A 21,263-nucleotide genomic window follows, 5' to 3' on the forward strand; every position below is an offset into this window, starting at 1 on the left:
GGAGCAGCCCAAGCCCAGAGCCAGATCAGGCAACTGCAAAGCGCTTGCCATCCTCGGCCAACCGATGAGCGGCGCGCGTTTCGCGGATCATATCGGCGACCCGTCCCATCGCGATACCGCGCATGAACAGGCTTGCAGGCAGAAAGGCCCATGCTGTCATCGTCCAGATCAAGGTTTGTGGTGAGGTTAGCACCAGCGGTTCCAATCCCGCCGAGCCAATCTTCACCACTGCTGGCGTTAAGAATGGCAGCAAAAACCCTAATGCGATGTTAATGCGGGCATCGCGTGTCAGCCGCGCCACCACATCGCCTCCCGCGCTTGGGTCGAATGTTGGCAGATTGATCCAGACATTGAAGGGCTGGTCGTGCCGCGGCCAGCGGCCAGCCTTTAGAAGAATCAGGAAAATAGAAAGTGAAATTAAAGAGATAAGATAGGACATCCCCGCCGCCGTGCGCAGTGCCGCAATCTGGTCTGCTGTTGCGTCATTGGCGATCATCAGCGTGGCAAGTCGCACAGGACTGTAAGGAAAATCCATCGCATTGCCGATCAGGCTGCCAATTGCATCGGCAAATTGGGTCAGCGATGAGGGAATCGCCGCACCGCGTGCGATCATCGACAGAAAGAAAATCGTCGCAAACAGCATCAGATAGCGCATTCGGTTGAATGGCGGTGCATCGCGAAATTCCACAAGGCTGGGATAGGTCGCATTGTATTCAACAAAGGTAAGGAGCCCCAGAAACAGCGCCACCAAGGAGACCATTTGTTTTGTGTCCGTTGTCACGCCGACCAACAAAACAGAGGGCATGACGACCAGCATCATTACCAAAATCATGCGAACAAGCGCACCTGTAAGTCGCGAAACCACCTGCCTGCTACCCTTTAACCGATCTTGCCTGGTACTTTGCCCGACAATGATCCTACCTAATTCCCGCACTTTGTGGCGGGCTGCCTCATTCTTGCCCAAATTGTGCCTACTTTCAGCCGTTTCGACAACCTTCCTTGTTACTCTGGCGGCAAACTGGGGCAATTCTGGGGTGAAGGTGTTGCAGGATTGAAGCAGGCTTTGGTTAATAAAAAGGCCGCCCAAGCGGGCGGCCCTAGATATTGTGTGTTGTGAACAGCTTAGGCCCAAGGGCGCTGGGCTTGGGCGCGTTGCTCGAATGAATCGATAGAGGCGGCTTTTTCCAGCGTCAGGCCGATATCGTCCAGCCCGTTCAGCAGGCAATGCTTGCGGTGGGCGTCGACATCAAACGGGAAAACCTGACCGTCCGAGGTGGTCACTGTCTGTTCGACCAGATCAATGGTTTGGCGCGCATTGGCACCTTTGCGCGCGTCGGCCATCAGCGTGTCGATAACCTCCTGCGGCATCACGATCGGCAAAATGCCGTTCTTAAAGCAGTTATTATAGAAGATATCGGCAAAAGAGGTGCTGATCACGCAGCGAATGCCGAAATCCAGCAGGGCCCAAGGCGCGTGTTCGCGCGACGAGCCGCAGCCAAAGTTTTCGCCCGCGATCAGGATCTCGGCGCTGCGATAGGCAGGCTGGTTCAACACAAAATCGGCGATTTCGGCGCCGTCTTGGGTGTAGCGCATCTCGTCAAACAGGTTCACGCCAAGGCCCGACCGCTTGATGGTCTTCAGGAACTGCTTGGGGATGATCATGTCGGTGTCGATATTGACCAAGGGCATTGGCGCCGCGATTCCGGTCAGTTTGTTGAATTTTTCCATTTTGGTTTCCAATTCGTGTGCACAAGGCGCGGTTGAAAGAGCGATCTGGTGTATCCGTAGGGTTTCCGTAGTTTTTTCAAAGCTACAGAGGCTGGGCGGCAGCAGCACCACCGCCCAAAACTCAAGGGATTAAACCGTCTCGGCCATCATCTCGCGCACGTCGGTCAGATGACCGGTGATTGCGGCAGCGGCTGCCATGGCGGGGGAAAGCAAATGCGTGCGCCCGCCCCGACCCTGACGGCCTTCAAAGTTGCGGTTCGAGGTGGCGGCACAGCGTTCACCCGGTGCAAGCTGATCGGGGTTCATCGCCAGGCACATCGAGCAGCCCGCCAGACGCCATTCGAAACCAGCGTCGATAAAGATCTGCGCCAGACCCTCTTCTTCGGCCTGCGCGCGCACGAGGCCCGAGCCGGGCACGACCATCGCGCGGATGCCGTCTTTTTTCTTCTTGCCCTTCAGGATGGCGGCGGCTGCGCGCAGATCCTCGATCCGGCCATTGGTGCAAGAGCCGATGAAGACGGTGTCAATCGCGATTTCCGACAGCTTTTGACCGGGGATAAGACCCATATAGTCCAAGGCGCGCTGAACGGCTTCGACCTTGCCGCCGCTAAAGTCGGCAGGGTTTGGCACCACGGCCGTGATCGGCAGCACATCTTCGGGCGAGGTGCCCCAAGTGACCAAGGGCGCGATATCTTCGCCTTTGAGGGTGACGACCTTATCGAAATGCGCGCCCTCTTCGGTGAACAAGGTTTTCCAGTAGGAAACCGCAGCCTCCCAAGCAGCGCCCTTCGGCGCATGCGGGCGGCCCATGCAATAGGCAAAGGTTTTCTCGTCTGGCGCGATCAGGCCAGCGCGGGCGCCGCCTTCGATCGCCATATTGCAGACGGTCATGCGGCCTTCCATCGACAGCTCGCGGATGGCTTGGCCGCAATATTCGATCACATAGCCGGTGCCGCCTGCGGTGCCGGTTTCGCCGATCACCGCCATGGTGATGTCTTTTGCCGTCACTCCGGGGCGCAGCGAGCCGGTGATTTCGACCTTCATGTTCTTACCCTTGCGCTGGATCAGCGTTTGGGTGGCCAGCACATGTTCGACTTCCGAGGTGCCAATGCCATGCGCAAGGCTGCCAAAGGCGCCATGGGTGGCGGTGTGGCTGTCGCCGCAGACCACGGTCATGCCGGGCAGGGTCCAGCCCTGTTCTGGGCCGACGATATGCACGATGCCTTGGCGCACATCCGAGACGGGATAGTAGTGAATGCCAAAATCCTTGGCGTTGGTGTCCAAAGCGGCCACCTGCACCCGGCTGTCTTCGGTCATGGTCGCGGCATTGGCGCGGTCCAGCGTGGTGGGCACGTTGTGATCAGGCACGGCAATGGTTTTTTCTGGTGCGCGCACTTTGCGCCCCGTCATCCGCAGGCCTTCAAAGGCTTGTGGGCTGGTGACTTCATGCACCAGATGGCGGTCGATATACAAAAGGCAGGTGCCGTCTTCGGCCTCATGCACAACGTGATCGTCCCAGATTTTGTCGTAAAGCGTGCGAGCGGTCATGGCTCATCCTCGAGGTTTGGAAAGGGGGAATGCGAAATCGAAGCGCTTTGCGCGCATGCCGGCTTTAGCCCTGCGCTAGAATGGCGCGGGTTGCTCCGTAGAATCGCCAAGGCAGGCGATCATGGTCAGCAATGTTAAAGAAGCGGTTCATGCCAGCGATATACGCAGAATTCCCCTTGCAAGCAAGAGAAGAGCAGGGCGGCGGCCAGCTCTGGCCGCCTGCGCCATGCAGATTGTGCGCTTAAAGATGCGCGAACTTGCCGCGTGCGACGTCACGCTCGCGCTGTTCAAGGTCGTACATGCTGACAGAGGCGTTCAGATAGGCCAGCTCTAGATCCCGACGGCTTAGGCGGCGGGGAAACAGATTGCGGAAAATGGTCATGTTAGATACTCCATTATTCCTCCCTGCCGATAATATGCTGCATTGCAGCGTGAATTGCTACCGACGATGTCGAGAGGCTGGGTTGCGTCTGGCGCATGGCGGAGATTTTTGGATTGTTAAGTTTTCTGCGCCAGACTGGTCGCACGATGCGAAACAGGGGGGCGCAGTGATCGTCTTGCACGGAACAGGGCCGGCCTTCGGTCTGCCGCAGGCCAGCCCTTTTGCGATGAAGGTCGAGGTGTTGCTGAAATTGTCAGGCTTGCCATACGCATTGGTTCAGGCCGATATGCGCGGCGCACCGCGGGGTAAAATTCCGTGGATCGTCGATGAGGGGCGGGTGATTTCTGACAGTCGGTTGATCCAAGCCTATCTTGAAACAAACTACACCATTGATTTTACGAATGATTATTCAGGGCGCGCCTTGGCCTATGGGCTGGCGATCGAGCGGATGTTGGAAGATCATCTCTATCCGATCTTGATCGAACAGCGCTGGGCAAGCGTCGAGGATCTGAGCCTCGACACCTCGCAGGGGTTCGACCGCGCGCCTGCGATGCAACGGCTGTGGTTGCAGATCCGCGCAGGGTGGCGGGCGCGGCGGCTGATCGGCTTGCTGGGGCTGGATCGTTTGACGTCGGCGGAAAAATACGCACTGGTCTGCAAAGCGTTGGATGCGCTTGAAACCGCGATCACCGGTCAGCTTTATATGCTTGGCGGGCGGGTTTGCGGGGTTGATGCCACGGCTTATGCGTTTTTGGCAGCACTGGCAGCACCGCAGTTTCGGTCGAGCTATGGCGCCTATTTGCGCAAACAGGTCGAACTTTCGGCCTATCTGGCGCGGATGCAGGCCGAGTTTTATCCTGATTTTGCGGGCTAGCGGCGCAAGTCTGCTTGCGGCTGCGGCGCTATTAGCCCTTGTCTTCGCCGCCGCAGCACCGTATGCGCGCGGCTTGGCTGGCGTTGAGATTATCGCTCGACAGTGCTAGGCTGAACCACGCCCGACGCCGGGGCTGTATCGGCGCGCTAATTGGAGGACTTTGTCCTGTCGCATTCTGATCCCACCACCGGCTTGCCGGTTGGCCCCCGCACCACCCGCACGGCTATGGCCGATGATTACTCCTCTGAAGAGATGTTGGCGGCTGTTCTGGCTTCGGTTGACGATGATAAGGCCGAAGAAATCGTGCAGATCGACCTGCGTGGCCGGTCTGACGTAGCTGACTATATGGTCATCTGCTCGGGCCGCTCGTCGCGTCAGGTTGCCTCGATTTCCGAGAAACTGGCCGACCGCATCAAAGAAACCTTCCGCTTTACCCCCAAGATGGAGGGCAAAGAGACCGGCGATTGGGTTCTGATCGACGCGGGCGACGTGGTTGTGCATGTGTTCCGCCCCGAAGTGCGCGAGTTCTATCAGCTTGAAAAGATGTGGCTTCCAGGAAGCGCGCATCGCGGAGCCTAAGGCTTGCGGCTGCATATCTGTGCTGTGGGGCGGCTGCGGGCTGGCCCCGAGCGCGATCTGACCGACGATTACTACACCCGATTCGATCGCACCGGCCGGCCCTTGGGCTTGGGGCCGGTGTCCGAGCTTGAGGTCGAGGATAAAAAGAACCTTGGCATGGGCGCAGAGGCCTTGTTGCTGGACCGCGCGATCCCTTCGGGCGCGCTGATTGCCACGCTGGATGAACGCGGGCGGGTGCTGAGCAGCCCCGAATTTGCCGAGCAGCTGGCGCGCTGGCGCGATGGCGGGCGGCAGGATGTGGCCTTTGTGATTGGCGGCGCGGATGGCATTGACCCAAGCTTGCGCGCGCGGGCGGATTTTTCGCTGAGTTTTGGCAAGATGGTCTGGCCGCATATGTTGGTGCGGGTGATGCTGGCCGAACAGATTTACCGCGCGGCGACGATTCTGGGCGGTGGGCCCTATCACCGTGCCTAAGTTGACCTGGGGCGAGGGCGTGAGGCTGCCGCAGGCGGTTGCCGATCTGGCCTTTCAGATCAAGGCGCTGTTGCCTGCCAGCCTTGGCGATATTGCTGCGGCCTCGGGCCAAAGTCTGGCGGAAACCGGTGCCAGTTTTCGCATTTTGCGCGACGATCAGTATCGGTTTCAGGCGGTGCAAACCCAGCCGCTTTACCAAGGTCTGGTGCAGATCGCCTTGGCGCAGCGGTCGGGGTTTCAGGTGTGCGCGGTGATCTTGCTGGCTGATCTGGTGCAGCGCGACAGTGCCGATCCCGCACTGGCCGGGCTTTGGCCAAGGCTGCAAGCGCGTCTGCAAGACCAGCCCGCCGTTTTGCGGGCGGCCTTGGCAAATGGGCTGCGCCAAGCCGTGGCGGCGGGGCTGATTGCCTTGCCAGAGCCGCTGCTGCCTGCGCTTTGCCTGACGCGGGGGCCTAAGGAGATTACGCCCGCTTTGCTGCGCGTCGCCCGCGCGATGCGGCATCACGAGATTTACGCGGTTTGCGCCGCTGGGCCGGATTTGCAGGCCAGCCATGCCGCGCTGATCGCTTCGATCACCGAACAGGACGGAATTTTGCGGCCCCAAGCCCGCGGCGTGGTCTGGCAGGCGGCACGCCAGCCAGATGCGCTGGGCTTTGCGGGCTGCACCGCGCTTTTGGCGCTGAACGCCTTGCAAGGGGCGGTGCCGCCCGCAGATTTTGCCGGCCTTTGGGCCGATTTTGCGGCCGAAACGCTAGCGCTGCCGCCGTCGAAACGCGACCCTATTTGTGCCGCCCTGCGCTTGCTTCACGAACAAGAGGCGGGATTTGCCCCTGCAAGTGGCAGCTTTGCGCTGCCTGTGGTCGAAGAACTGGACTAAGCCCTGCGCAATGCGTTGCCCTGACCCCGCCGCAGCGCTAGAAGGGCGGCAGACTTTGGAAAGGTGCCACAATGACCCGCAAGCCCGTTGTTTTGTGTATTCTGGATGGCTGGGGGATCAATGCAGACCCCGTCGCAAGCGCCCCCGCGCAGGCGCATGTGCCGAATTTCAACAAAATTTGGGCGGATTGCCCGCATGCGACGCTGACGACCTTTGGGCCGGATGTTGGCCTGCCGACGGGGCAGATGGGCAATTCCGAGGTGGGCCATACCAATATCGGCGCGGGCCGTGTGGTGGCGATGGATCTGGGCGCGATTGATCTGGCGATTGAAGACGGCTCTTTTGCCAGCAATGAAAGCCTTTTGGCCTTTGTTGCCAAGATGAAGGCCAGCGGTGGCACGGCGCATCTGATGGGCGTGGTGTCAGACGGTGGGGTGCATGGCCATCTGAGCCATGTGATTGCGGCCTGTGCTGCGATCACAGCACTTGGGGTGCCGGTGGCGCTGCATGCGATCACCGATGGGCGCGACGTTGCCCCCAGTTCGGCGGCCGAGTTTATCGACACGCTGATGGTGCAACTGCCTGCGGGGGCCAAGGTCGCTACGGTGATCGGGCGCTATTGGGCGATGGACCGTGACAATCGCTGGGAACGGGTAAGCCGCGCTTACGCCGCGATTGTGCAGGCCAAGGGCGAAGCTGCGGCCACGCCTGCGGCGGCGGTGGCGGCATCTTATGCCAAGGACGAGACGGATGAGTTTTTGGCGCCAAGCGTGATTGGCGATTATGCCGGCGCGGTGGATGGCGACGGGTTTTTCTGTCTGAACTTCCGCTCGGACCGCGCGCGTGAGATTCTGGCGGCGCTGGCCGCGCCGGATTTCGATGGTTTTGAGACCGGGCAGCGCCCGGTTTGGGCGGCATTGCTGGGCATGGTGGAATATTCGGCCTCGCATAATGGCTATATGCAGACCGCCTATCCCAAGCGCAGCATTGCCAACACTTTGGGCGAATGGGTTGCAAAACAGGGCCTGTCGCAGTTCCGCCTTGCCGAGACCGAGAAATATCCGCATGTGACGTTTTTTCTGAACGGGGGCCGCGAGGTGCCTTTCGAGCGTGAAGAGCGCGCGATGCCGAAATCGCCCAAGGTGGCGACCTATGATTTGCAACCCGAGATGTCTTCGGTGGAAGTCGCCGATCATCTGGTGGCCGCAATCGAGACAGGCTTTGATCTGATCGTGGTGAATTTCGCCAATCCCGATATGGTGGGGCATACTGGCAGCCTAGCCGCGGCGATCAAGGCTTGCGAAGCGGTGGATGTGGGGCTTGGCCGCGCGCTGGTGGCTTTGCAGGCCAAGGGCGGCGCGATGATCGTCACCGCCGATCACGGCAATTGCGAGACCATGGTGGATCCGGTGTCTGGCGGGCCGCATACCTCGCATACCACCAATCCGGTGCCGGTGATCTTGGTTGGCGGGCCTGAAGGGGCCAGCCTGCGCGCTGGGGGTAAGCTGGCTGATCTGGCGCCGACGCTTTTGGCGCTGATGGGGCTGCCGCAGCCGGTTGAGATGACCGGACGGAACCTTTTGCTGCCATGATCCGCAAGGCCGCGCTTGCGCTGATGCTGATGGCCTCGCAGGCTGGGGCGGGTGTTGCTGATGATGCGATTGCGGCCTCGGCTGATCTGCAAACGGCGGTGGCCAATCTGCAAGCGGCGAATGCGGCCAAGGACCGTGTCGCTGCGCTGACCCGCACCATTCGCGCCTATGAGGCAGGCTTGGCCGCATTGCGCCAAGCGCTGCGGCAGGTCGATCTGCGTCAAGAGCAATTGAGCTTGGAGTTTCAGACCAAGCGCGACCGCATTGCGCAGCTGCTGGGGGTGCTAAGCCGGATTGATGCCGATCCGGGCCCGCTGTTGCTGCTGCATCCGCAAGGGCCTTTGGGCACGGTGCGCTCGGGGATGATGCTGGCCGATGTCACGCCTGCCTTGCAATCAGAAGTGGCCGTGCTGAAGGGCAAGTTGGAAGAATTGACCCAGATGCGTGCCCTGCAACGTTCGGCCGGAGAGACGCTGGGCACGGGGCTGACGGCGGCACAGACCGCGCGCTCGGCTCTGTCGCAGGCGATGTCCGAGCGCAGGCCTTTGCCGCAACGCTTTACCGAAGACCCCGCCGTGCTGCTGGGGCTTTTGCTGAGTGTGGATACGTTAGACTCCTTTGCCGCTGGGCTTGCTTTGGACGATTCTGGTGAAAGCCGCTTTTTCGACGCCAAGGGCAAGCTGGATCTGCCGGTCTTGGGCAAGCTGCTGCTGCACCCCGGCGAGACCGATGCGCGCGGGGTGACACGGGTGGGGATGACCCTTGCGACACGGGCGGCAGCTTTGGTGACCAGCCCTTGGCCTGCGACGATCCGCTATCGAGGGCCCTTGCTTGACTACGGAAATGTGATGATTCTTGAACCCGGCGATGGCTATCTTTTGATCATGGCTGGGTTAGGTCAGGTCTATGGCGAGGTCGGCGAGGTGGTTGCCAAGGGCGCGGCATTGGGGTTGATGGGCGGATCAGAGACGGGCAGCGCCGATCTTCTGGCCGTGCAGCAAGAAGGTGCTGGCGGTCGCGAGACGGAAACGCTTTACTTGGAATTGAGGCAAGGCTCGACGCCAGTGGACCCAATGGCTTGGTTCGCGGCGACAGCATCGGCAAAGGAATAGGACGATCAGATGAAAAAGATGGTTATTGCAGCGCTTTGTGGCACTTTGGCCGGCGCGGTTCTGACGACGCAAGTTGCAGGCCCGATGATTGCGCAAGATGCGACGAAAAATGCCAAGGTCTACGAACAGCTTGATCTGTTTGGCGATGTGTTCGAGCGTATTCGCGCGCAATATGTTGAGGATGTTGACAGCAAAAAGCTGGTCGAGGCCGCGATCAATGGCATGTTGACCTCGCTTGACCCGCATTCCAGCTATATGGATTCAAAGGCCTTTGCCGATATGACCACGCAAACGCGTGGCGAATTTGGTGGGCTTGGCATCGAGGTGACCCAGCAAGACGGCTATATCAAAGTGGTCTCGCCGATGGATGGCACCCCTGCTGATGCGGCGGGTATCAAATCGGGCGATTTTATCACCGCGGTGGATGGCGAAAACGTACAGGGTCTGACGCTTGATCAAGCTGTTGATAAAATGCGTGGCCCGATCGGCTCGGAAATCGTGATAACCGTGGTGCGTGAGGGCGTGACAGAACCGTTTGACGTCTCGATCATTCGTGACACCATCAAGCTGGTTGCGGTGAAAAGCCGTCTGGTGGGCAGCACTGGCATTTTGCGGATCACCACGTTTAACGACCAGACCTATCCTGGCGTGCAAGACGGCATCAAAAAGCTGATCAAAGAAGCCGGTGGCATGGAGAAAATCAATGGCTTTGTGATTGATCTGCGCAACAATCCGGGTGGTTTGCTGAAGCAAGCGATCCTGACCTCGGATGCCTTCTTGAACGAGGGCGAGATCGTCTCGACCCGTGGCCGCAATGCTCAAGACAGCGCCCGCGAGAATGCAACGCCGGGCGATTTGGCCGAGGGCAAGCCGATTGTCGTGCTGATCAACGGTGGTTCGGCTTCGGCCTCGGAAATCGTTTCGGGCGCGCTGCAAGATCACCGTCGTGCGATTGTGGTGGGCACCAAAAGCTTTGGCAAAGGCTCGGTGCAAACGCTGATTCCGCTGAAGGGGGATGGCGCGATGCGTTTGACCACCGCGCGCTATTACACCCCGTCGGGCCGCTCGATCCAGTCATTGGGTGTGATGCCCGATATCGTGGTGAACCAGCCTGTGGTGGACCCGAATGCACAAGGCACCGAAGCCGCAGCGGCGGATAAGGAAAGCAAGCAGCGTACCGAGGCGTCTTTGCGCGGCGCGATCAGCAATGATTCGATGAGCGAAGACGAGAAGAAGCAGTTGGAAGAAGACCGCGCGCGCACCGAAGAGGCCGCAAAACTGCGCGACGAGGATTATCAGCTTGCCTATGCCATCGACATCCTGCGGGGTCTGTCGGCGGTTGCTCCGAAACAATAACGAAAGGGGGCTGCGCCGTGATGGCGTGGCCCATCCATTATGGTTGATCACACAGAGCTGCCCTATCGTCCTTGTGTCGGCATTATGCTGATCAATGCCGAGGGGCGTATCTTTGCCGGACAGCGGTTGGACAGCACGGTCGAGGCCTGGCAGATGCCGCAGGGCGGCATTGACGAGGGCGAAAAGCCGCGTGCGGCAGCGCTGCGCGAATTGTGGGAAGAAACCGGGGTGACCGAAGATCTGGTCGAGGCTTTGGACAAGACCAAGGATTGGGTCACCTATGATCTGCCGCCCGATCTGTTGGGCAAGGTTTGGGGCGGTAAATATCGCGGGCAAAAGCAAAAGTGGTTTTTATACCGCTTTATCGGCCGCGATGCGCAGGTCAATATCGCCACCATTCACCCCGAGTTTGGCGCTTGGCGCTGGATCGAGGCAGAGGAGATGATCGGCTCGATCGTGCCGTTCAAACGCGCGGTCTACGAGGCCGTGGTGGCGCAGTTTCGCGCGCATTTGGCCTGATCACTGAAACAGCCGCAGCAGCATCGGTGCGATGATCGCGGTGAGCACCGCGTTCAACCCCATGCCAAGGCCTGCAAAAGCGCCTGCGGTGGGGTGGACCTGAAAGGCGCGCGCGGTGCCGATGCCATGTGCTGCGACGCCGGTGGCAAAGCCGCGAGCGCGCCAATCTTTGATCCGCAGCAGGTTCAGCAGCGGGGTTGCGACCACGGCTCCGGTGATGCCCGTCAGGATCACCATGACGGCCGTTAGCGTCGGCGAGCCGCCAATGGCCTGCGAGATGCCGATGGCCACAGGGGCGGTGGTGGATTTTGGCGCCAGCGAGGCAAGGATTTCGCCCGAGATGCCAAAGCTGCGGGCGATGGCAAGGGCGCTGGCAATCGCGGTGACAGATCCTGCCAGCAGGGCCGCCAGCAGCGGCAGCGCGGCTTTGCGCACCCTTGGCAGGTTGTCCCAAAGCGGCAGGGCAAGGCAGACCGTGGCGGGGCCAAGCAGAAAATGCACGAACTGCGCGCCTTCAAAATAGGTGGCATAGGGGGTGGCGGTGGCTTTCAGCATCACCGCCAAGATCGCCACCGCGACCAGCACCGGATTGACGATAGGGCGGCGGTTGGCCGCACGAAAGCAGGCATCGCCAAGCGCATAGGCGGCAAGGGTGGCGGTGAGCCACAGCAGCGGGCCGCGCGACAGATAGCTCCAGATATCGGTGAAATCAGTCATCTTTGTTGCCCGTGACACGCGCGACGGCGGCGAAGGTCAGCGCCCCCACCGCGATGGCCGCGATGGTGGAGCCTGCAATCGCCAGCGCAATCGCCAGCCCTTGATCGCCAAAAGCGCCAAAGTGGCCGACCACGCCCACCCCGGCTGGCACGAACAAAAGCGACATATGGCCCAGAATGCCTTGCGCTACTGGCCGCAGGATTGCAGCGGCGGCGGGCAGAAATTGCAGCAGCACCACCATGGCGATCATGCCCACGACTGGGCCGGGGATTGGCAGCGCCAGCCAATGCGAGGCAGCCTCGCCGAACAATTGGCAGGCCAGAATGACAAGGAGGGCGTGGATCATTGGGGGGCCTTAGGTGGGGGTGCTGGCGGGGTGACTGTGCGGGGTGCTGTGCCTGCGGTCAATGGCTTTGCCTGAGAGGGTGTGGCGTGGATATTTGGACCAAGATGAAAGGCTGGGCGCGCGAAGCCTCAATATCTTGGGGATAAGCGGGGGATTTTTGCCATATTATGCGGTGGTGCGTTGACAGAGGGGGGAATGCTGCGAAAATTGGCAGCGATATGTCAGCAAAGGCCCGCCCCATTGCGTTTTAACAAACTGCGGTTGAATGGATTTAAAAGCTTTGTGGATCCCACTGATCTGGTGATCCATGACGGGCTGACCGGTGTGGTTGGGCCGAATGGCTGTGGCAAATCCAATCTGCTGGAAGCCTTGCGTTGGGTGATGGGGGAAAACCGCCCCTCGGCGATGCGGGGCGGCGGGATGGAGGATGTGATCTTTAACGGCTCGGGCGCGCGGGGGGCGCGCAACTTTGCCGAAGTGGCCTTGGTGATGGACAATTCCGAGCGGCTGGCGCCTTCGGGGTTTAACGATGCCGATGTGATCGAGATCGTGCGGCGGATCACGCGGGATGCGGGCTCGGCCTATAAGCTGAATACCAAGGATGTGCGGGCGCGCGATGTGCAGATGCTGTTTGCCGATGCCTCGACCGGATCGCATTCGCCGGCTTTGGTGCGGCAGGGGCAGATTTCGGAGCTGATCAACGCCAAGCCAAAAGCCCGGCGGCGGATTTTGGAAGAGGCGGCGGGGATCTCGGGGCTTTATGCGCGCCGGCATGAGGCAGAGTTGAAGCTGAACGGTGCCGAGCAGAATCTGTTGCGGGTGGATGATGTGCTGGAAAGCCTGGCGCAGCAATTGTCGGTGCTGACGCGGCAGGCCAAGCAGGCGGCGCGCTATCGCGAGATTGGCGAGGAGTTGCGCCGTGCTGAGGGGCAGCTGTTGTATCGCCGTTGGCGTGAGGCCGAGATTGCGCGTGCCGAGGCCGATGCGGTGTTGCGCCAGCGGCTGAGTTTTGCCGCTCAGGCTGAAGCCGCCGCGCGCTTGGCAGCCCAGCAGCGCGAAACCGCCGAGGAGGCGATGCCGCCTTTGCGCGAGCAAGAGGCGATTGCGGCGGCGATTTTGCAGCGCCTGAGCGTGCAGCGCGATCAGCTTGCCGATGAAGAGGCGCGGGCGCGGGCGGCGATTGAGACGCTGCGGGCGCGGTTGCAGCAGTTGGAGCGGGACGGCGAGCGCGAGGCGGGGCTGAACCGCGACGCAGGTGAGGTGATCGCGCGGCTGGAGTGGGAGATCGAGCAGCTGTTGCGCGCGCATGAGGGCCATGAGGACAAGCTTGCCGAGGCCTCTGATCTGGCGCGCGAGGCCTCGGCGGCGCTGAGCGAGCGGGAAAATCTGCTGTCGCAGGCCACCGAAGACGCGGCGCGTTTGGCGGCTCGGCATCAATCGGTGCAGCGGTTGTTGGCCGACAGCCGTGCTGTGGTGCAAAAGGCCGAGACCGAAGCCGCACGGGCAGAGCAGGCGGTTTTGGCGGCCACGCAGGCCTTGGCCGAGGCAAGCGAGGGCTTTGCGGCGGCTGGCGAGGCGCAGGATGTGGCGGCAGCCGAGGCCGAGGCCGCAGAAGCGGCGCTTTTGGCCACCGAGGCTGCGCGGGCCGAGGCGCAGGGGCGCGAGGCCAGTGCGCGGGCGGCGAAATCTGAGGCGGAGGGCGAAGCCGCAGCGCTGCGCGCCGAGGTGGCGGCACTGACAAAGCTGGTGCAGCGCGAGGCGCAATCGGGGCATCAATTGCTGGATCTGTTGCAGGTTGAGGCGGGCTTTGAGGCGGCGATTGGGGCGGCCCTGGCCGATGATCTGCGGGCGCCGGAAGTTGCGGGCGATCGGCCTTCGGGTTGGGTGGTGCTGGCGGGCTATGACGAAGCGCAAGAGTTGCCAGCGGGGGTGCAGCCCTTGTCGGCGCATGTCAAAGCGCCTGCGGTTTTGGCGCGGCGGATGGCGCAAATTGGGTTGGTCGAGCGCGCGGCGGGGGCGGGTTTGCAGGTGGCGTTGCGGCCGGGGCAGCGGCTTGTCAGTCTGCAGGGCGATCTGTGGCGCTGGGATGGTTTTCGGGCGGGGGCCGAGGATGCGCCTTCGGCTGCGGCGGCGCGGTTGCAACAGCTGAACCGGCTGACCGCCTTGAAGCGCGATTTGGAAGAGGTGGCGGCGCGCGCCGAAGGGGCTGCGCAGGCGCATGCGGCCTTGCAGTCGCGCTTGGCCGAACTGGCCCAAGCCGATCAGCGGGCGCGCGATCAGCGGCGCGGTGCAGATGCGCGGGTGGCTGAGGCGGCGCGGATGGCCGCACGGGCCGAGGCCGACAGCTCTATCGCGGCGGGCCGGTTGGAGGCCGCGAAGCATGCCGTGGCGCGCTATCTCTCTGAGACCGAAGAGGCGCGCGAAAGGCTGGAAGAGGCGGTTGCATCGGCCGAAGATTTGCCCGACCTTGACGCGGCACGCGCGGCATTAGAGCAATCAAAGCAAAGCGTTGAGGCAGCTCGCATCGCGATGATGTCGCGCCGGTCAAGCTATGACGAGCTGCGCCGCGAGGGCGAGGCGCGGGTGCGGCGGCGGCAGGATGCCAGCAAAGAACTGCTGAGTTGGAAAGAGCGCTTGGACTCGGCTGGCCGGCGGATGGCAGAGCTGGGCACGCGGCGGAGCGAGACCGAGGAAGATCTGGTCGAGGCCCTGGCTGCCCCCGAAGAGATCGCCATCAAGCGCGAGGATCTGAACGAGGCGATCACCGCGGCCGAAGCGCGGCGTGCAGTGGCGGCGGATGCTTTGTCGGTGGCAGAGACCGGCCTGCGCGCCGCGCGCGACACCGAGCGCGAGGGCGAGCGTTTGGCCGGCGAGGCGCGCGAGGAGCGTGCAGCGGCGCAAGCCCGCACCGAGGCCGCGCGCGAGGTGGTTGCTTTGGCCGCAGCTCGGATCAGCGACGAGGCGGGCGGCACGCCGGATCAGTTGCTGGACACGCTGAAGCTTGACCCCGACCGCATGCCCGATGCCGAGGCTTTGGACATTGATGTGCAGCGGTTGAAGCGCCAGCGCGAGTCTTTGGGGGCGGTGAACCTGCGTGCCGAAGAAGACGCCAAGGCGGTTTCAGAGGAATATGACGCGCTGGCGCAGGAAAAGATTGATCTGGAAGAGGCGATCAAAAAGCTGCGCTCGGGCATCGCCGGGCTGAACCGCGAGGGGCGCGAGCGGTTGCTGACGGCCTTTGAGCAAGTGAACGCCAATTTCGCGACGCTGTTCACCCATCTGTTCAACGGCGGCGAGGCGCGGCTGGTTTTGGTGGAATCGGATGACCCGCTGGAGGCGGGGCTAGAGATTATGTGCCAACCGCCGGGCAAAAAGCTGGCGACGCTCAGCCTGTTGTCGGGGGGCGAGCAGACTTTGACCGCACTTGCGCTGATTTTCGGGGTGTTTTTGGCCAATCCGGCGCCGATCTGTGTGCTGGACGAGGTGGACGCGCCCTTGGATGACGCCAACGTCACGCGGTTCTGTGATCTGCTGGACGAGATGACCCGCCGCACCGACACACGGTTTTTGATCATCACCCACCACGCGGTGACGATGGCGCGGATGGATCGGCTGTTTGGCGTGACCATGGCCGAACAGGGGGTCAGCCAGCTTGTCTCGGTCGATCTGAAGCGGGCCGAGGCTTTGGTGGCGTGATGCAGGCGGCATTGGTTTTGGCAGGTTTTGCGGGCGTCGAAGCGATTGGCGGCACGATCTATGCCCGCTCGCGGCCCGAGTTGCCGGAGTTCACGGCGGTGGAAGCGCCTGAGGGCTGGGTTTTGGCCTTTGCTTGGCCGCTGCGGGCGACCTCTGTGCAGATCGCGGCGTGGAATGCGCTTTATCCGCAGGTGGTGATGGATCTTTATCTGGGCGAGACGCGGATCAGAACCCATGCAAGCGCGGAAAATCTGGCAGCTTGGGCGGGGTGGATCGACCTGATGGTGGCGAAATGCACCGACTGGCGGCGCGCAACGCGGCAACAAGACGAAGGCATGTGATCAGCGCAGCACCTGCAAGCGGTCGCCCAGCCTGATTTCGCCGTCTTGCGCCACCTCGCAAAGCACGCCGCGCAGGCGCAGCTTTGGCTGGCTTTCGACCCAGCGCAGCGCTGCCTCGCCGTAGCGTGCTTTCCATTTGACGCAGCCAAGATTTGGCACCTCGGACACCCGCAACAGACCTGTGCCTGCGCGAATAAGCGTGCCAATCGGCAGGTTTGCGATGCTGGTATCAAGATCGGCAATGATCGGATCGCCCGGATGCGGCGTGGTCTTGCGGTCGCGCCAGACCAGATCGAACACCCGCAGCGGCAGGATCGAGACCTGAATGCCGCGATGCGGCAGCCCCGCCGCGTCGCGCAGCCAAGGCAGGCTTTGCCAGCGATCGCCAGCAATGCCGTCGCTGACGCTAAAGCGCAGGCTTTGCATGGTTTGGCGCTGGTTCAGCGCAGGGCGCAGGCAAAGATCGGCGACAGTGGCATCGGTTTTGGGCGCTGCCAGAACATGCGGCAAAGCTGCGTCCAATTCGGCGCGGCTGATAGGTGATTGGTCCAAATCTTGCCTCCTGCTACGAATCATCTTGCAACTGTGCGAGCAAACTGCGGCACAGCATAGGGTTGTCATCGCCAATCTTGCCGCAAGAAGGTGCGAAAATCACAAGAATGCGCGATATATAGGCAACAGATGAATGGCATTTTTGCCGCGACAGTCGGTATAGCAGAAAATTAACGAATCTGGATGCAGACTAACCCTCAGGAGTGGAGGGGCTAAGATGTTGGAGTTTCTGCCAAAAGAGGTGCGCGAGGGTTTGGACGCCGCGCGCAAGAAGAATTTCGCCCGCAAATCGCGGCTGCGGGTGCAGCTGGGCGAGGCTGTCTTTCCGATCACAGGCATGTGGCATGACGGCTTTTCGCTGGATGCCAGCCTGACGCCCAATCTGCGCGGCTTGGTCGATATCTACGACGGCGCGCGGCATATTTTCCAATGCCTGATCGTGGCCTCCAAGGCCGAAAATGGCGATCTGATTTGCGAATTTAAACGCTCGACGGCGGTGCAATCCAGCCCTGCGCTGGATTACTACCGCGAAGAAAACACGCCTGTGGCCTATCTGCCTAAGGCCTAAGCCTATTGCAGGTCGGCGAAAGCCGCCTGCAAGCGTGCAACCGCCTCGATCACCAAAGACCGCGGCGTTGCCAAGTTAAAGCGCAGGAAACTTTCGCCCCCCGCGCCAAAAGACACGCCATGGTTGGCGGCAATCTTGGCGACCTTTTGCACCCGGTCAATAAATTCGGCCTGCGTCATGCCTGTGCCCGAAAAATCGACCCAAGCCAGATAGGTCGCTTCCAGCGGCATCGAGCGGATACCGGGAATGCGGGCGATGCCTTCATCAAAAATCCGTGCGTTTTCAGCCAGATAGCCTGTCAGCGCATCGACCCAAGCCGCGCCTTCGGCGGAATAGGCGGCGGTGGCCATAAACAGGCCAAAGGAATTTGGCGAGATCCCCATCGCATTCATCCGCGCCGCAAATTTGGCGCGCAAGGCGGGGTCTGCGATGATGACATTGCCCGAATGCGCGCCTGCAATGTTAAAGGTCTTGGTCGTTGCCGTCATCATCACCAGACGATCGGCAATGCCCTCGATCAGCGCCATAGCGGTGTGCTTGACCTCGCCCAAAACCAGATCGTGGTGAATTTCATCCGAGACCAGCACCAGATCGTGGCGCTTGGCGAAATCGGCGACGCCTTGCAATTCGGCGCGGGTCCAGACGCGGCCACCGGGATTGTGCGGCGAGCACAGGATCAGCAGCTTTTCCGCCCCTGTCATCTGCGCGTCCCAAGCGTCAAAGTCCATCTCGTAGCGGCCGGCGTTGTCGCGCAGCTTGCATTCCACCACCTCGCGGCCGGCGGCCTTAATCACGCGGGCAAAGGCGTGATAGACCGGCGTCATCAGCACAACCCCGTCGCCAACAGCGGTAAAGGCATCGACACACATCGAGGTGCCATGCACCAAACCATGGGTGGTGAAAATCTGATCGCGCTCGACCGTCCAGGTGTGGCGGGTCTGCATCCACCAGCGGATGGCGTCCAGATAGCTCGCGTCATCGCCGTAATAGCCGTAGATGCCATGGGCGAGCATGCCCTCTAGCGCGCGCTGCACACAGGCTGGCGGGCGAAAATCCATATCGGCCACCCACATCGAAATGCCTTCTGCCGCGGGCACGCCGAACATCGGCTCCATCGCGTCCCATTTCACCGAATGAGTGCCAAGACGATTGATGCGGGTGTCAAAATCCATCGGGGTGCTGCCTGTGCTAAGGGTTTGGCGGTATCATTGCAGCAAACTCTTGCACGTTGAAGCCCCAAGACGTAAATCGATCAGATGATCCGCGATATTCTGATCCACCCCGATCCGCGCCTGAAAAAGCCTTGCGAGCCCATCGCAGAGGTTTCGGCAGAGCTTACCCAACTGGCAGCCGATATGCTGGAAACCATGTATGACGCGCCGGGCATTGGCCTTGCGGCGCCTCAGATTGGTGTGATGCGGCGGATAATCGTTATGGATTGCATGAAAGATGCGCCGCCCGAGCCGATGGTTTTGCTGAACCCCGAGGTGATTTGGTCGTGCGAAGACCTGTCGACCTATGAAGAAGGCTGCCTGTCGATCCCCGATCAATACGCCGATGTCAAACGTCCGGCCTCGGTCAAGGTGCGCTGGATGGATCTGAGCGGCGAAATCCAAGAGCGGCAGTTCAACGGGCTTTGGGCGACCTGCGTGCAGCATGAGATTGACCATCTGAACGGCAAGCTGTTCATTGATTATCTGGGCCCGCTGAAGCGGCAGATGATCACGCGCAAGATGGAAAAGCTAAAGCGTGAAAAGGCGCGGGGCTGATGGCCGCGCGGCTTTGCCTGCCCTATCCGAACGTTTGTTTGAAAACCCCTGCCGCGACGGTCGAGGCGATCAGTGATGCGCATCGCGCGATCTGGGCCGATATGGTCGATACCATGGACGCGATGCCCGGCTATGGACTGGCGGCGGTGCAAATCGGCGTGCCGTTGCGGCTTGCGGTTGTCGATTGCTCTGACGAACGCGGGCAGGCGGTTTTGATGGCCAACCCCGAAGTGCTGCATGCCTCGGGGCAGTTTCGCGAACACGAAGAGGCCTCGCCCAATTTGGTTGGCGTCTCGGCGGTGATCCGGCGGCCGCGCGCGGTGACGGTGCGGTTTATGAATGCCGAAGGTCAGATCGAGGAGCGTGATTTCGTCAACCTTTGGGCGACCTCGGTTCAGCATCAGATCGATCATTTGGCGGGCAAGATGTATTTCGATCACCTCTCGCCGCTTAAGCGTAAGATGTTGCTGGCCCGTGCGGATAAGCTGCGGAAAAAGCAATGAAAATTATCTTTATGGGCACACCCGATTTTTCGGTTCCGGTGCTGGAGGCCTTGGCGCAGCAGCATGAAATCGTGGCGGTCTATTGCCAGCCGCCGCGCCCAGCCGGGCGTGGCAAGGCCGATCGCGCAAGCCCGGTGCAAGCTCGGGCCGAGGCTTTGGGGCTGCCTGTGCGCCATCCGATTTCGCTGCGCGATCCGGCGGCGCAGGCCGAATTTGCCGGCTTTGGCGCCGATATTGCCGTGGTTGTCGCCTATGGTTTGATCCTGCCGCAAGTGGTTTTGGACGCGCCGCGCTTGGGCTGTTTGAACATCCACGCCTCGCTTTTGCCGCGCTGGCGCGGGGCTGCGCCGATCCATCGCGCGATTATGGCTGGGGATGCCGACACCGGCATTTGCATCATGCAGATGGAGGCGGGGCTGGACACGGGGCCGGTTTTACTGCGCCAAAGCACGCCGATTGCACAGGCCGAGACCACGGCAGAGCTGCATGACCGGCTGTCTGCACTGGGGGCTGCGCTGATTTGCACGGCGCTGGCGGCTTTGCCGCTGCCTGCTGTCGCGCAAAGTGAACAAGGCGTCACATACGCCGCCAAGATTGATAAATCCGAAGCGCGGATTGATTGGTCGCGCCCTGCCATCGAGGTTGATCGCCAAATTCGCGGCCTGTCGCCCTTTCCGGGGGCCTGGTGCGAGGTGGCGAGCGAGCGGGTGAAACTGCTGCGCTCTGTCCTAAGCGATGGGCAAGCCGAGGCGGGGCAGGTTTTGTCTGGCTTTACAATTGCTTGTGGTGAAGGTGCGGTTCAGATCACCTTGGCGCAGCGCGAAGGTAAGCGGCCGATGGCTGCTGCCGAGGTGTTAAAGGGCCTACGTCTGCCGCCGCGGCTGATCTGACCTTACATTCGCGGTTTCGCACCCCATATTAAGGGCAATCTTCAGGAGATTTCCCATGATTATGCTGATTATTATTGGAATTGCAGCTGGATTTTTGGCTACGCGGGTGATGAAGGTTCAGGCTGACCTGCCAACCACCATTGTTATTGGCATCGGTGGCGCGCTTGCCGGCGGGTTTTTGCTGCGACTGCTTTTGGCTATGACCACTTTTGCCGCGGGGTTTATTGGCGCAGTTTTGGGGGCGGTTGCTTTGATTTGGCTTTATCAGAAATATATTGAACGTTAGTTAGGTTAGCTTCTTCACAGCCTCGCCCAGTCGGAAGCCTTTACCGCCCGCCCCATCCCAAAGCAAACGTCCCTGCCAGGCTGCAAAGGTGACAGAGGCTGCTTCCTTGGCCTTTGCGCCTGATCCCAGCTTCAGGGTTAGCCCTGCCTCGACCTGATTGCGCCAAGCTTTGGCGCGTGTGGCAAGTGCGGGATATCGCAGGCTTGCTGCGACCAAAGCAGGCGAGTCAATCGGCGCCGACAGGGCTTTTAGCATCGCTTGGACGCCGCGCCCCTTTGCGGCGGTGTCGGCAAAAGCTGTTGTGGTCTGCGCTTCCAGCTGGTCCCATGCCAAAGAGAGGGCCGCGTCAATCATGGCGGCGCAGCTGCCAAAGCGCTGCACCAAAGTTGGCGGTGCGAGGCGAGTTTTCTGAGCCACTGCAGAAAATGTGACAGATTTCTCGCCTTGGATCAGCAAGATTTTGAGCGCAATCGCCAGAACTTCGGAATCGGGGATCAATTTCGTGCGTGCCATGCCCCAAGTCTGAATGAAGAGTCACAAAAAAGGAAGTATTT

The 21,263-nt window shown here is 61.1% G+C and carries 24 protein-coding genes; 15 read left to right on the forward strand and 9 right to left on the reverse strand.

What is annotated here, in order from left to right; translation table 11 throughout:
* Window positions 1-25: 25 nt before the first annotated feature.
* The 4 genes from V7Q10_RS00520 to V7Q10_RS00535 all read right to left on the reverse strand — a co-directional run bounded on the left by V7Q10_RS00520 (window position 26) and on the right by V7Q10_RS00535 (window position 3,658).
* Complete coding sequence (locus V7Q10_RS00520) at window positions 26-1,087, reverse strand: hypothetical protein (RefSeq protein ID WP_333867066.1); 1,062 nt, start codon at window positions 1,085-1,087, stop codon at window positions 26-28.
* 35 nt (window positions 1,088-1,122) lie between these two features.
* A complete protein-coding gene (gene leuD, locus V7Q10_RS00525; RefSeq protein WP_333867067.1) occupies window positions 1,123-1,728 on the reverse strand; it encodes a 3-isopropylmalate dehydratase small subunit in 606 nt (201 codons plus the stop codon).
* Between the two features lie 129 nt (window positions 1,729-1,857).
* A complete protein-coding gene (gene leuC / locus V7Q10_RS00530; RefSeq protein ID WP_333867068.1) occupies window positions 1,858-3,276 on the reverse strand; it encodes a 3-isopropylmalate dehydratase large subunit in 1,419 nt (472 codons plus the stop codon).
* 241 nt (window positions 3,277-3,517) lie between these two features.
* Complete coding sequence (locus V7Q10_RS00535) at window positions 3,518-3,658, reverse strand: hypothetical protein (protein ID WP_333867069.1); 141 nt, start codon at window positions 3,656-3,658, stop codon at window positions 3,518-3,520.
* Window positions 3,659-3,824: 166 nt separating this feature from the next.
* Here V7Q10_RS00535 and V7Q10_RS00540 point away from each other — a divergent pair, with 166 nt between their 5' ends.
* From V7Q10_RS00540 to V7Q10_RS00575, 8 genes are all read left to right on the forward strand, one after another.
* Window positions 3,825-4,532, forward strand: coding sequence for a glutathione S-transferase N-terminal domain-containing protein (locus tag V7Q10_RS00540; protein WP_333867070.1), 708 nt, complete (start codon window positions 3,825-3,827; stop codon window positions 4,530-4,532).
* Window positions 4,533-4,682: 150 nt separating this feature from the next.
* A complete protein-coding gene (gene rsfS / locus V7Q10_RS00545; protein ID WP_394971634.1) occupies window positions 4,683-5,111 on the forward strand; it encodes a ribosome silencing factor in 429 nt (142 codons plus the stop codon).
* 3 nt (window positions 5,112-5,114) lie between these two features.
* Complete coding sequence (rlmH, locus tag V7Q10_RS00550; RefSeq protein WP_333867071.1) at window positions 5,115-5,585, forward strand: 23S rRNA (pseudouridine(1915)-N(3))-methyltransferase RlmH; 471 nt, start codon at window positions 5,115-5,117, stop codon at window positions 5,583-5,585.
* A 19-nt stretch (window positions 5,586-5,604) separates the two neighbouring features.
* Window positions 5,605-6,462, forward strand: coding sequence for a hypothetical protein (locus V7Q10_RS00555; protein ID WP_333867072.1), 858 nt, complete (start codon window positions 5,605-5,607; stop codon window positions 6,460-6,462).
* 71 nt (window positions 6,463-6,533) lie between these two features.
* A complete protein-coding gene (gene gpmI, locus V7Q10_RS00560) occupies window positions 6,534-8,054 on the forward strand; it encodes a 2,3-bisphosphoglycerate-independent phosphoglycerate mutase (RefSeq protein ID WP_333867073.1) in 1,521 nt (506 codons plus the stop codon).
* Entirely contained in the window at window positions 8,051-9,166 is a 1,116-nt protein-coding gene (locus V7Q10_RS00565; protein ID WP_333867074.1) for a murein hydrolase activator EnvC family protein, read from the forward strand. The genes gpmI and V7Q10_RS00565 overlap by 4 nt, the downstream gene beginning before the upstream one ends.
* Window positions 9,167-9,175: 9 nt before the next feature.
* The gene (locus V7Q10_RS00570) at window positions 9,176-10,522 is read left to right on the forward strand and encodes a S41 family peptidase (RefSeq protein WP_333867075.1); all 1,347 of its coding nucleotides are present in this window, start codon (window positions 9,176-9,178) and stop codon (window positions 10,520-10,522) included.
* Window positions 10,523-10,561: 39 nt separating this feature from the next.
* Window positions 10,562-11,041 carry an RNA pyrophosphohydrolase gene (locus V7Q10_RS00575; protein WP_333867076.1) on the forward strand — a complete coding sequence of 160 codons (480 nt, stop codon included), beginning with the start codon at window positions 10,562-10,564 and terminating at the stop codon, window positions 11,039-11,041.
* On the opposite strand, the gene V7Q10_RS00580 is transcribed toward V7Q10_RS00575, so the two are convergent.
* Together V7Q10_RS00580 and V7Q10_RS00585 are read right to left on the reverse strand one after the other, a co-directional pair.
* The gene (locus tag V7Q10_RS00580) at window positions 11,042-11,758 is read right to left on the reverse strand and encodes an LrgB family protein (protein WP_333867077.1); all 717 of its coding nucleotides are present in this window, start codon (window positions 11,756-11,758) and stop codon (window positions 11,042-11,044) included. It abuts the gene before it with no gap.
* A complete protein-coding gene (locus tag V7Q10_RS00585) occupies window positions 11,751-12,104 on the reverse strand; it encodes a CidA/LrgA family protein (RefSeq protein ID WP_333867078.1) in 354 nt (117 codons plus the stop codon). Before V7Q10_RS00585 ends, V7Q10_RS00580 begins: the two co-directional genes overlap by 8 nt.
* A 240-nt stretch (window positions 12,105-12,344) precedes the next feature.
* Between V7Q10_RS00585 and smc the strand changes: the two genes are divergently transcribed.
* Both smc and V7Q10_RS00595 read left to right on the forward strand, forming a co-directional pair.
* Window positions 12,345-15,800 carry a chromosome segregation protein SMC gene (gene smc, locus V7Q10_RS00590; RefSeq protein WP_333867079.1) on the forward strand — a complete coding sequence of 1,152 codons (3,456 nt, stop codon included), beginning with the start codon at window positions 12,345-12,347 and terminating at the stop codon, window positions 15,798-15,800.
* A complete protein-coding gene (locus tag V7Q10_RS00595) occupies window positions 15,800-16,141 on the forward strand; it encodes a hypothetical protein (RefSeq protein WP_333867080.1) in 342 nt (113 codons plus the stop codon). Before smc ends, V7Q10_RS00595 begins: the two co-directional genes overlap by 1 nt.
* Here the strand turns inward: V7Q10_RS00595 and V7Q10_RS00600 are convergent, their stop codons facing one another.
* Window positions 16,142-16,693, reverse strand: a complete 552-nt coding sequence (locus tag V7Q10_RS00600; RefSeq protein ID WP_333867081.1) for a hypothetical protein — start codon at window positions 16,691-16,693, stop codon at window positions 16,142-16,144.
* A gap of 217 nt (window positions 16,694-16,910) precedes the next feature.
* Here V7Q10_RS00600 and V7Q10_RS00605 point away from each other — a divergent pair, with 217 nt between their 5' ends.
* Entirely contained in the window at window positions 16,911-17,261 is a 351-nt protein-coding gene (locus V7Q10_RS00605; protein WP_333867082.1) for a hypothetical protein, read from the forward strand.
* Window positions 17,262-17,263: 2 nt separating this feature from the next.
* Here the strand turns inward: V7Q10_RS00605 and V7Q10_RS00610 are convergent, their stop codons facing one another.
* Window positions 17,264-18,433, reverse strand: a complete 1,170-nt coding sequence (locus V7Q10_RS00610; RefSeq protein ID WP_333867083.1) for a MalY/PatB family protein — start codon at window positions 18,431-18,433, stop codon at window positions 17,264-17,266.
* Window positions 18,434-18,517: 84 nt separating this feature from the next.
* On the opposite strand from V7Q10_RS00610, the gene def (V7Q10_RS00615) reads away from it, so the two are divergent.
* The 4 genes from def (V7Q10_RS00615) to V7Q10_RS00630 are packed head-to-tail and all read left to right on the forward strand — an operon-like array spanning window position 18,518 to window position 20,709.
* A complete protein-coding gene (gene def / locus V7Q10_RS00615) occupies window positions 18,518-19,030 on the forward strand; it encodes a peptide deformylase (RefSeq protein ID WP_333867084.1) in 513 nt (170 codons plus the stop codon).
* The gene (def, locus tag V7Q10_RS00620; protein ID WP_333867085.1) at window positions 19,030-19,533 is read left to right on the forward strand and encodes a peptide deformylase; all 504 of its coding nucleotides are present in this window, start codon (window positions 19,030-19,032) and stop codon (window positions 19,531-19,533) included. The genes def (V7Q10_RS00615) and def (V7Q10_RS00620) overlap by 1 nt, the downstream gene beginning before the upstream one ends.
* Window positions 19,530-20,423: a methionyl-tRNA formyltransferase gene (gene fmt, locus V7Q10_RS00625; protein WP_333867086.1), complete on the forward strand. Its 894-nt coding sequence runs from the start codon at window positions 19,530-19,532 to the stop codon at window positions 20,421-20,423. Before def (V7Q10_RS00620) ends, fmt begins: the two co-directional genes overlap by 4 nt.
* Window positions 20,424-20,478: 55 nt before the next feature.
* Window positions 20,479-20,709: a GlsB/YeaQ/YmgE family stress response membrane protein gene (locus tag V7Q10_RS00630; RefSeq protein WP_333867087.1), complete on the forward strand. Its 231-nt coding sequence runs from the start codon at window positions 20,479-20,481 to the stop codon at window positions 20,707-20,709.
* On the opposite strand, the gene V7Q10_RS00635 is transcribed toward V7Q10_RS00630, so the two are convergent.
* Window positions 20,710-21,222 carry a transcriptional regulator gene (locus tag V7Q10_RS00635; protein ID WP_333867088.1) on the reverse strand — a complete coding sequence of 171 codons (513 nt, stop codon included), beginning with the start codon at window positions 21,220-21,222 and terminating at the stop codon, window positions 20,710-20,712. It abuts the gene before it with no gap.
* Window positions 21,223-21,263: the final 41 nt, after the last annotated feature.

This window comes from Cypionkella sp. (assembly GCF_036782355.1).
GTDB lineage: Bacteria > Pseudomonadota > Alphaproteobacteria > Rhodobacterales > Rhodobacteraceae > Cypionkella.

What these genes read in the sequence shown, in the direction of transcription:
- V7Q10_RS00595 (WP_333867080.1), top strand. Translation starts at nt 15,800, where the DNA reads ATGCAGGCGGCATTGGTTTTGGCAGGTTTTGCGGGCGTCGAAGCGATT.
- V7Q10_RS00585 (WP_333867078.1), bottom strand. Translation starts at nt 12,104, where the DNA reads ATGATCCACGCCCTCCTTGTCATTCTGGCCTGCCAATTGTTCGGCGAG.
- V7Q10_RS00610 (WP_333867083.1), bottom strand. Translation starts at nt 18,433, where the DNA reads ATGGATTTTGACACCCGCATCAATCGTCTTGGCACTCATTCGGTGAAA.
- leuC (WP_333867068.1), bottom strand. Translation starts at nt 3,276, where the DNA reads ATGACCGCTCGCACGCTTTACGACAAAATCTGGGACGATCACGTTGTG.
- V7Q10_RS00565 (WP_333867074.1), top strand. Translation starts at nt 8,051, where the DNA reads ATGATCCGCAAGGCCGCGCTTGCGCTGATGCTGATGGCCTCGCAGGCT.
- V7Q10_RS00605 (WP_333867082.1), top strand. Translation starts at nt 16,911, where the DNA reads ATGTTGGAGTTTCTGCCAAAAGAGGTGCGCGAGGGTTTGGACGCCGCG.
- V7Q10_RS00580 (WP_333867077.1), bottom strand. Translation starts at nt 11,758, where the DNA reads ATGACTGATTTCACCGATATCTGGAGCTATCTGTCGCGCGGCCCGCTG.
- V7Q10_RS00635 (WP_333867088.1), bottom strand. Translation starts at nt 21,222, where the DNA reads ATGGCACGCACGAAATTGATCCCCGATTCCGAAGTTCTGGCGATTGCG.
- def (WP_333867084.1), top strand. Translation starts at nt 18,518, where the DNA reads ATGATCCGCGATATTCTGATCCACCCCGATCCGCGCCTGAAAAAGCCT.
- leuD (WP_333867067.1), bottom strand. Translation starts at nt 1,728, where the DNA reads ATGGAAAAATTCAACAAACTGACCGGAATCGCGGCGCCAATGCCCTTG.
- fmt (WP_333867086.1), top strand. Translation starts at nt 19,530, where the DNA reads ATGAAAATTATCTTTATGGGCACACCCGATTTTTCGGTTCCGGTGCTG.
- V7Q10_RS00575 (WP_333867076.1), top strand. Translation starts at nt 10,562, where the DNA reads ATGGTTGATCACACAGAGCTGCCCTATCGTCCTTGTGTCGGCATTATG.
- V7Q10_RS00570 (WP_333867075.1), top strand. Translation starts at nt 9,176, where the DNA reads ATGAAAAAGATGGTTATTGCAGCGCTTTGTGGCACTTTGGCCGGCGCG.
- V7Q10_RS00535 (WP_333867069.1), bottom strand. Translation starts at nt 3,658, where the DNA reads ATGACCATTTTCCGCAATCTGTTTCCCCGCCGCCTAAGCCGTCGGGAT.
- def (WP_333867085.1), top strand. Translation starts at nt 19,030, where the DNA reads ATGGCCGCGCGGCTTTGCCTGCCCTATCCGAACGTTTGTTTGAAAACC.
- gpmI (WP_333867073.1), top strand. Translation starts at nt 6,534, where the DNA reads ATGACCCGCAAGCCCGTTGTTTTGTGTATTCTGGATGGCTGGGGGATC.
- V7Q10_RS00630 (WP_333867087.1), top strand. Translation starts at nt 20,479, where the DNA reads ATGATTATGCTGATTATTATTGGAATTGCAGCTGGATTTTTGGCTACG.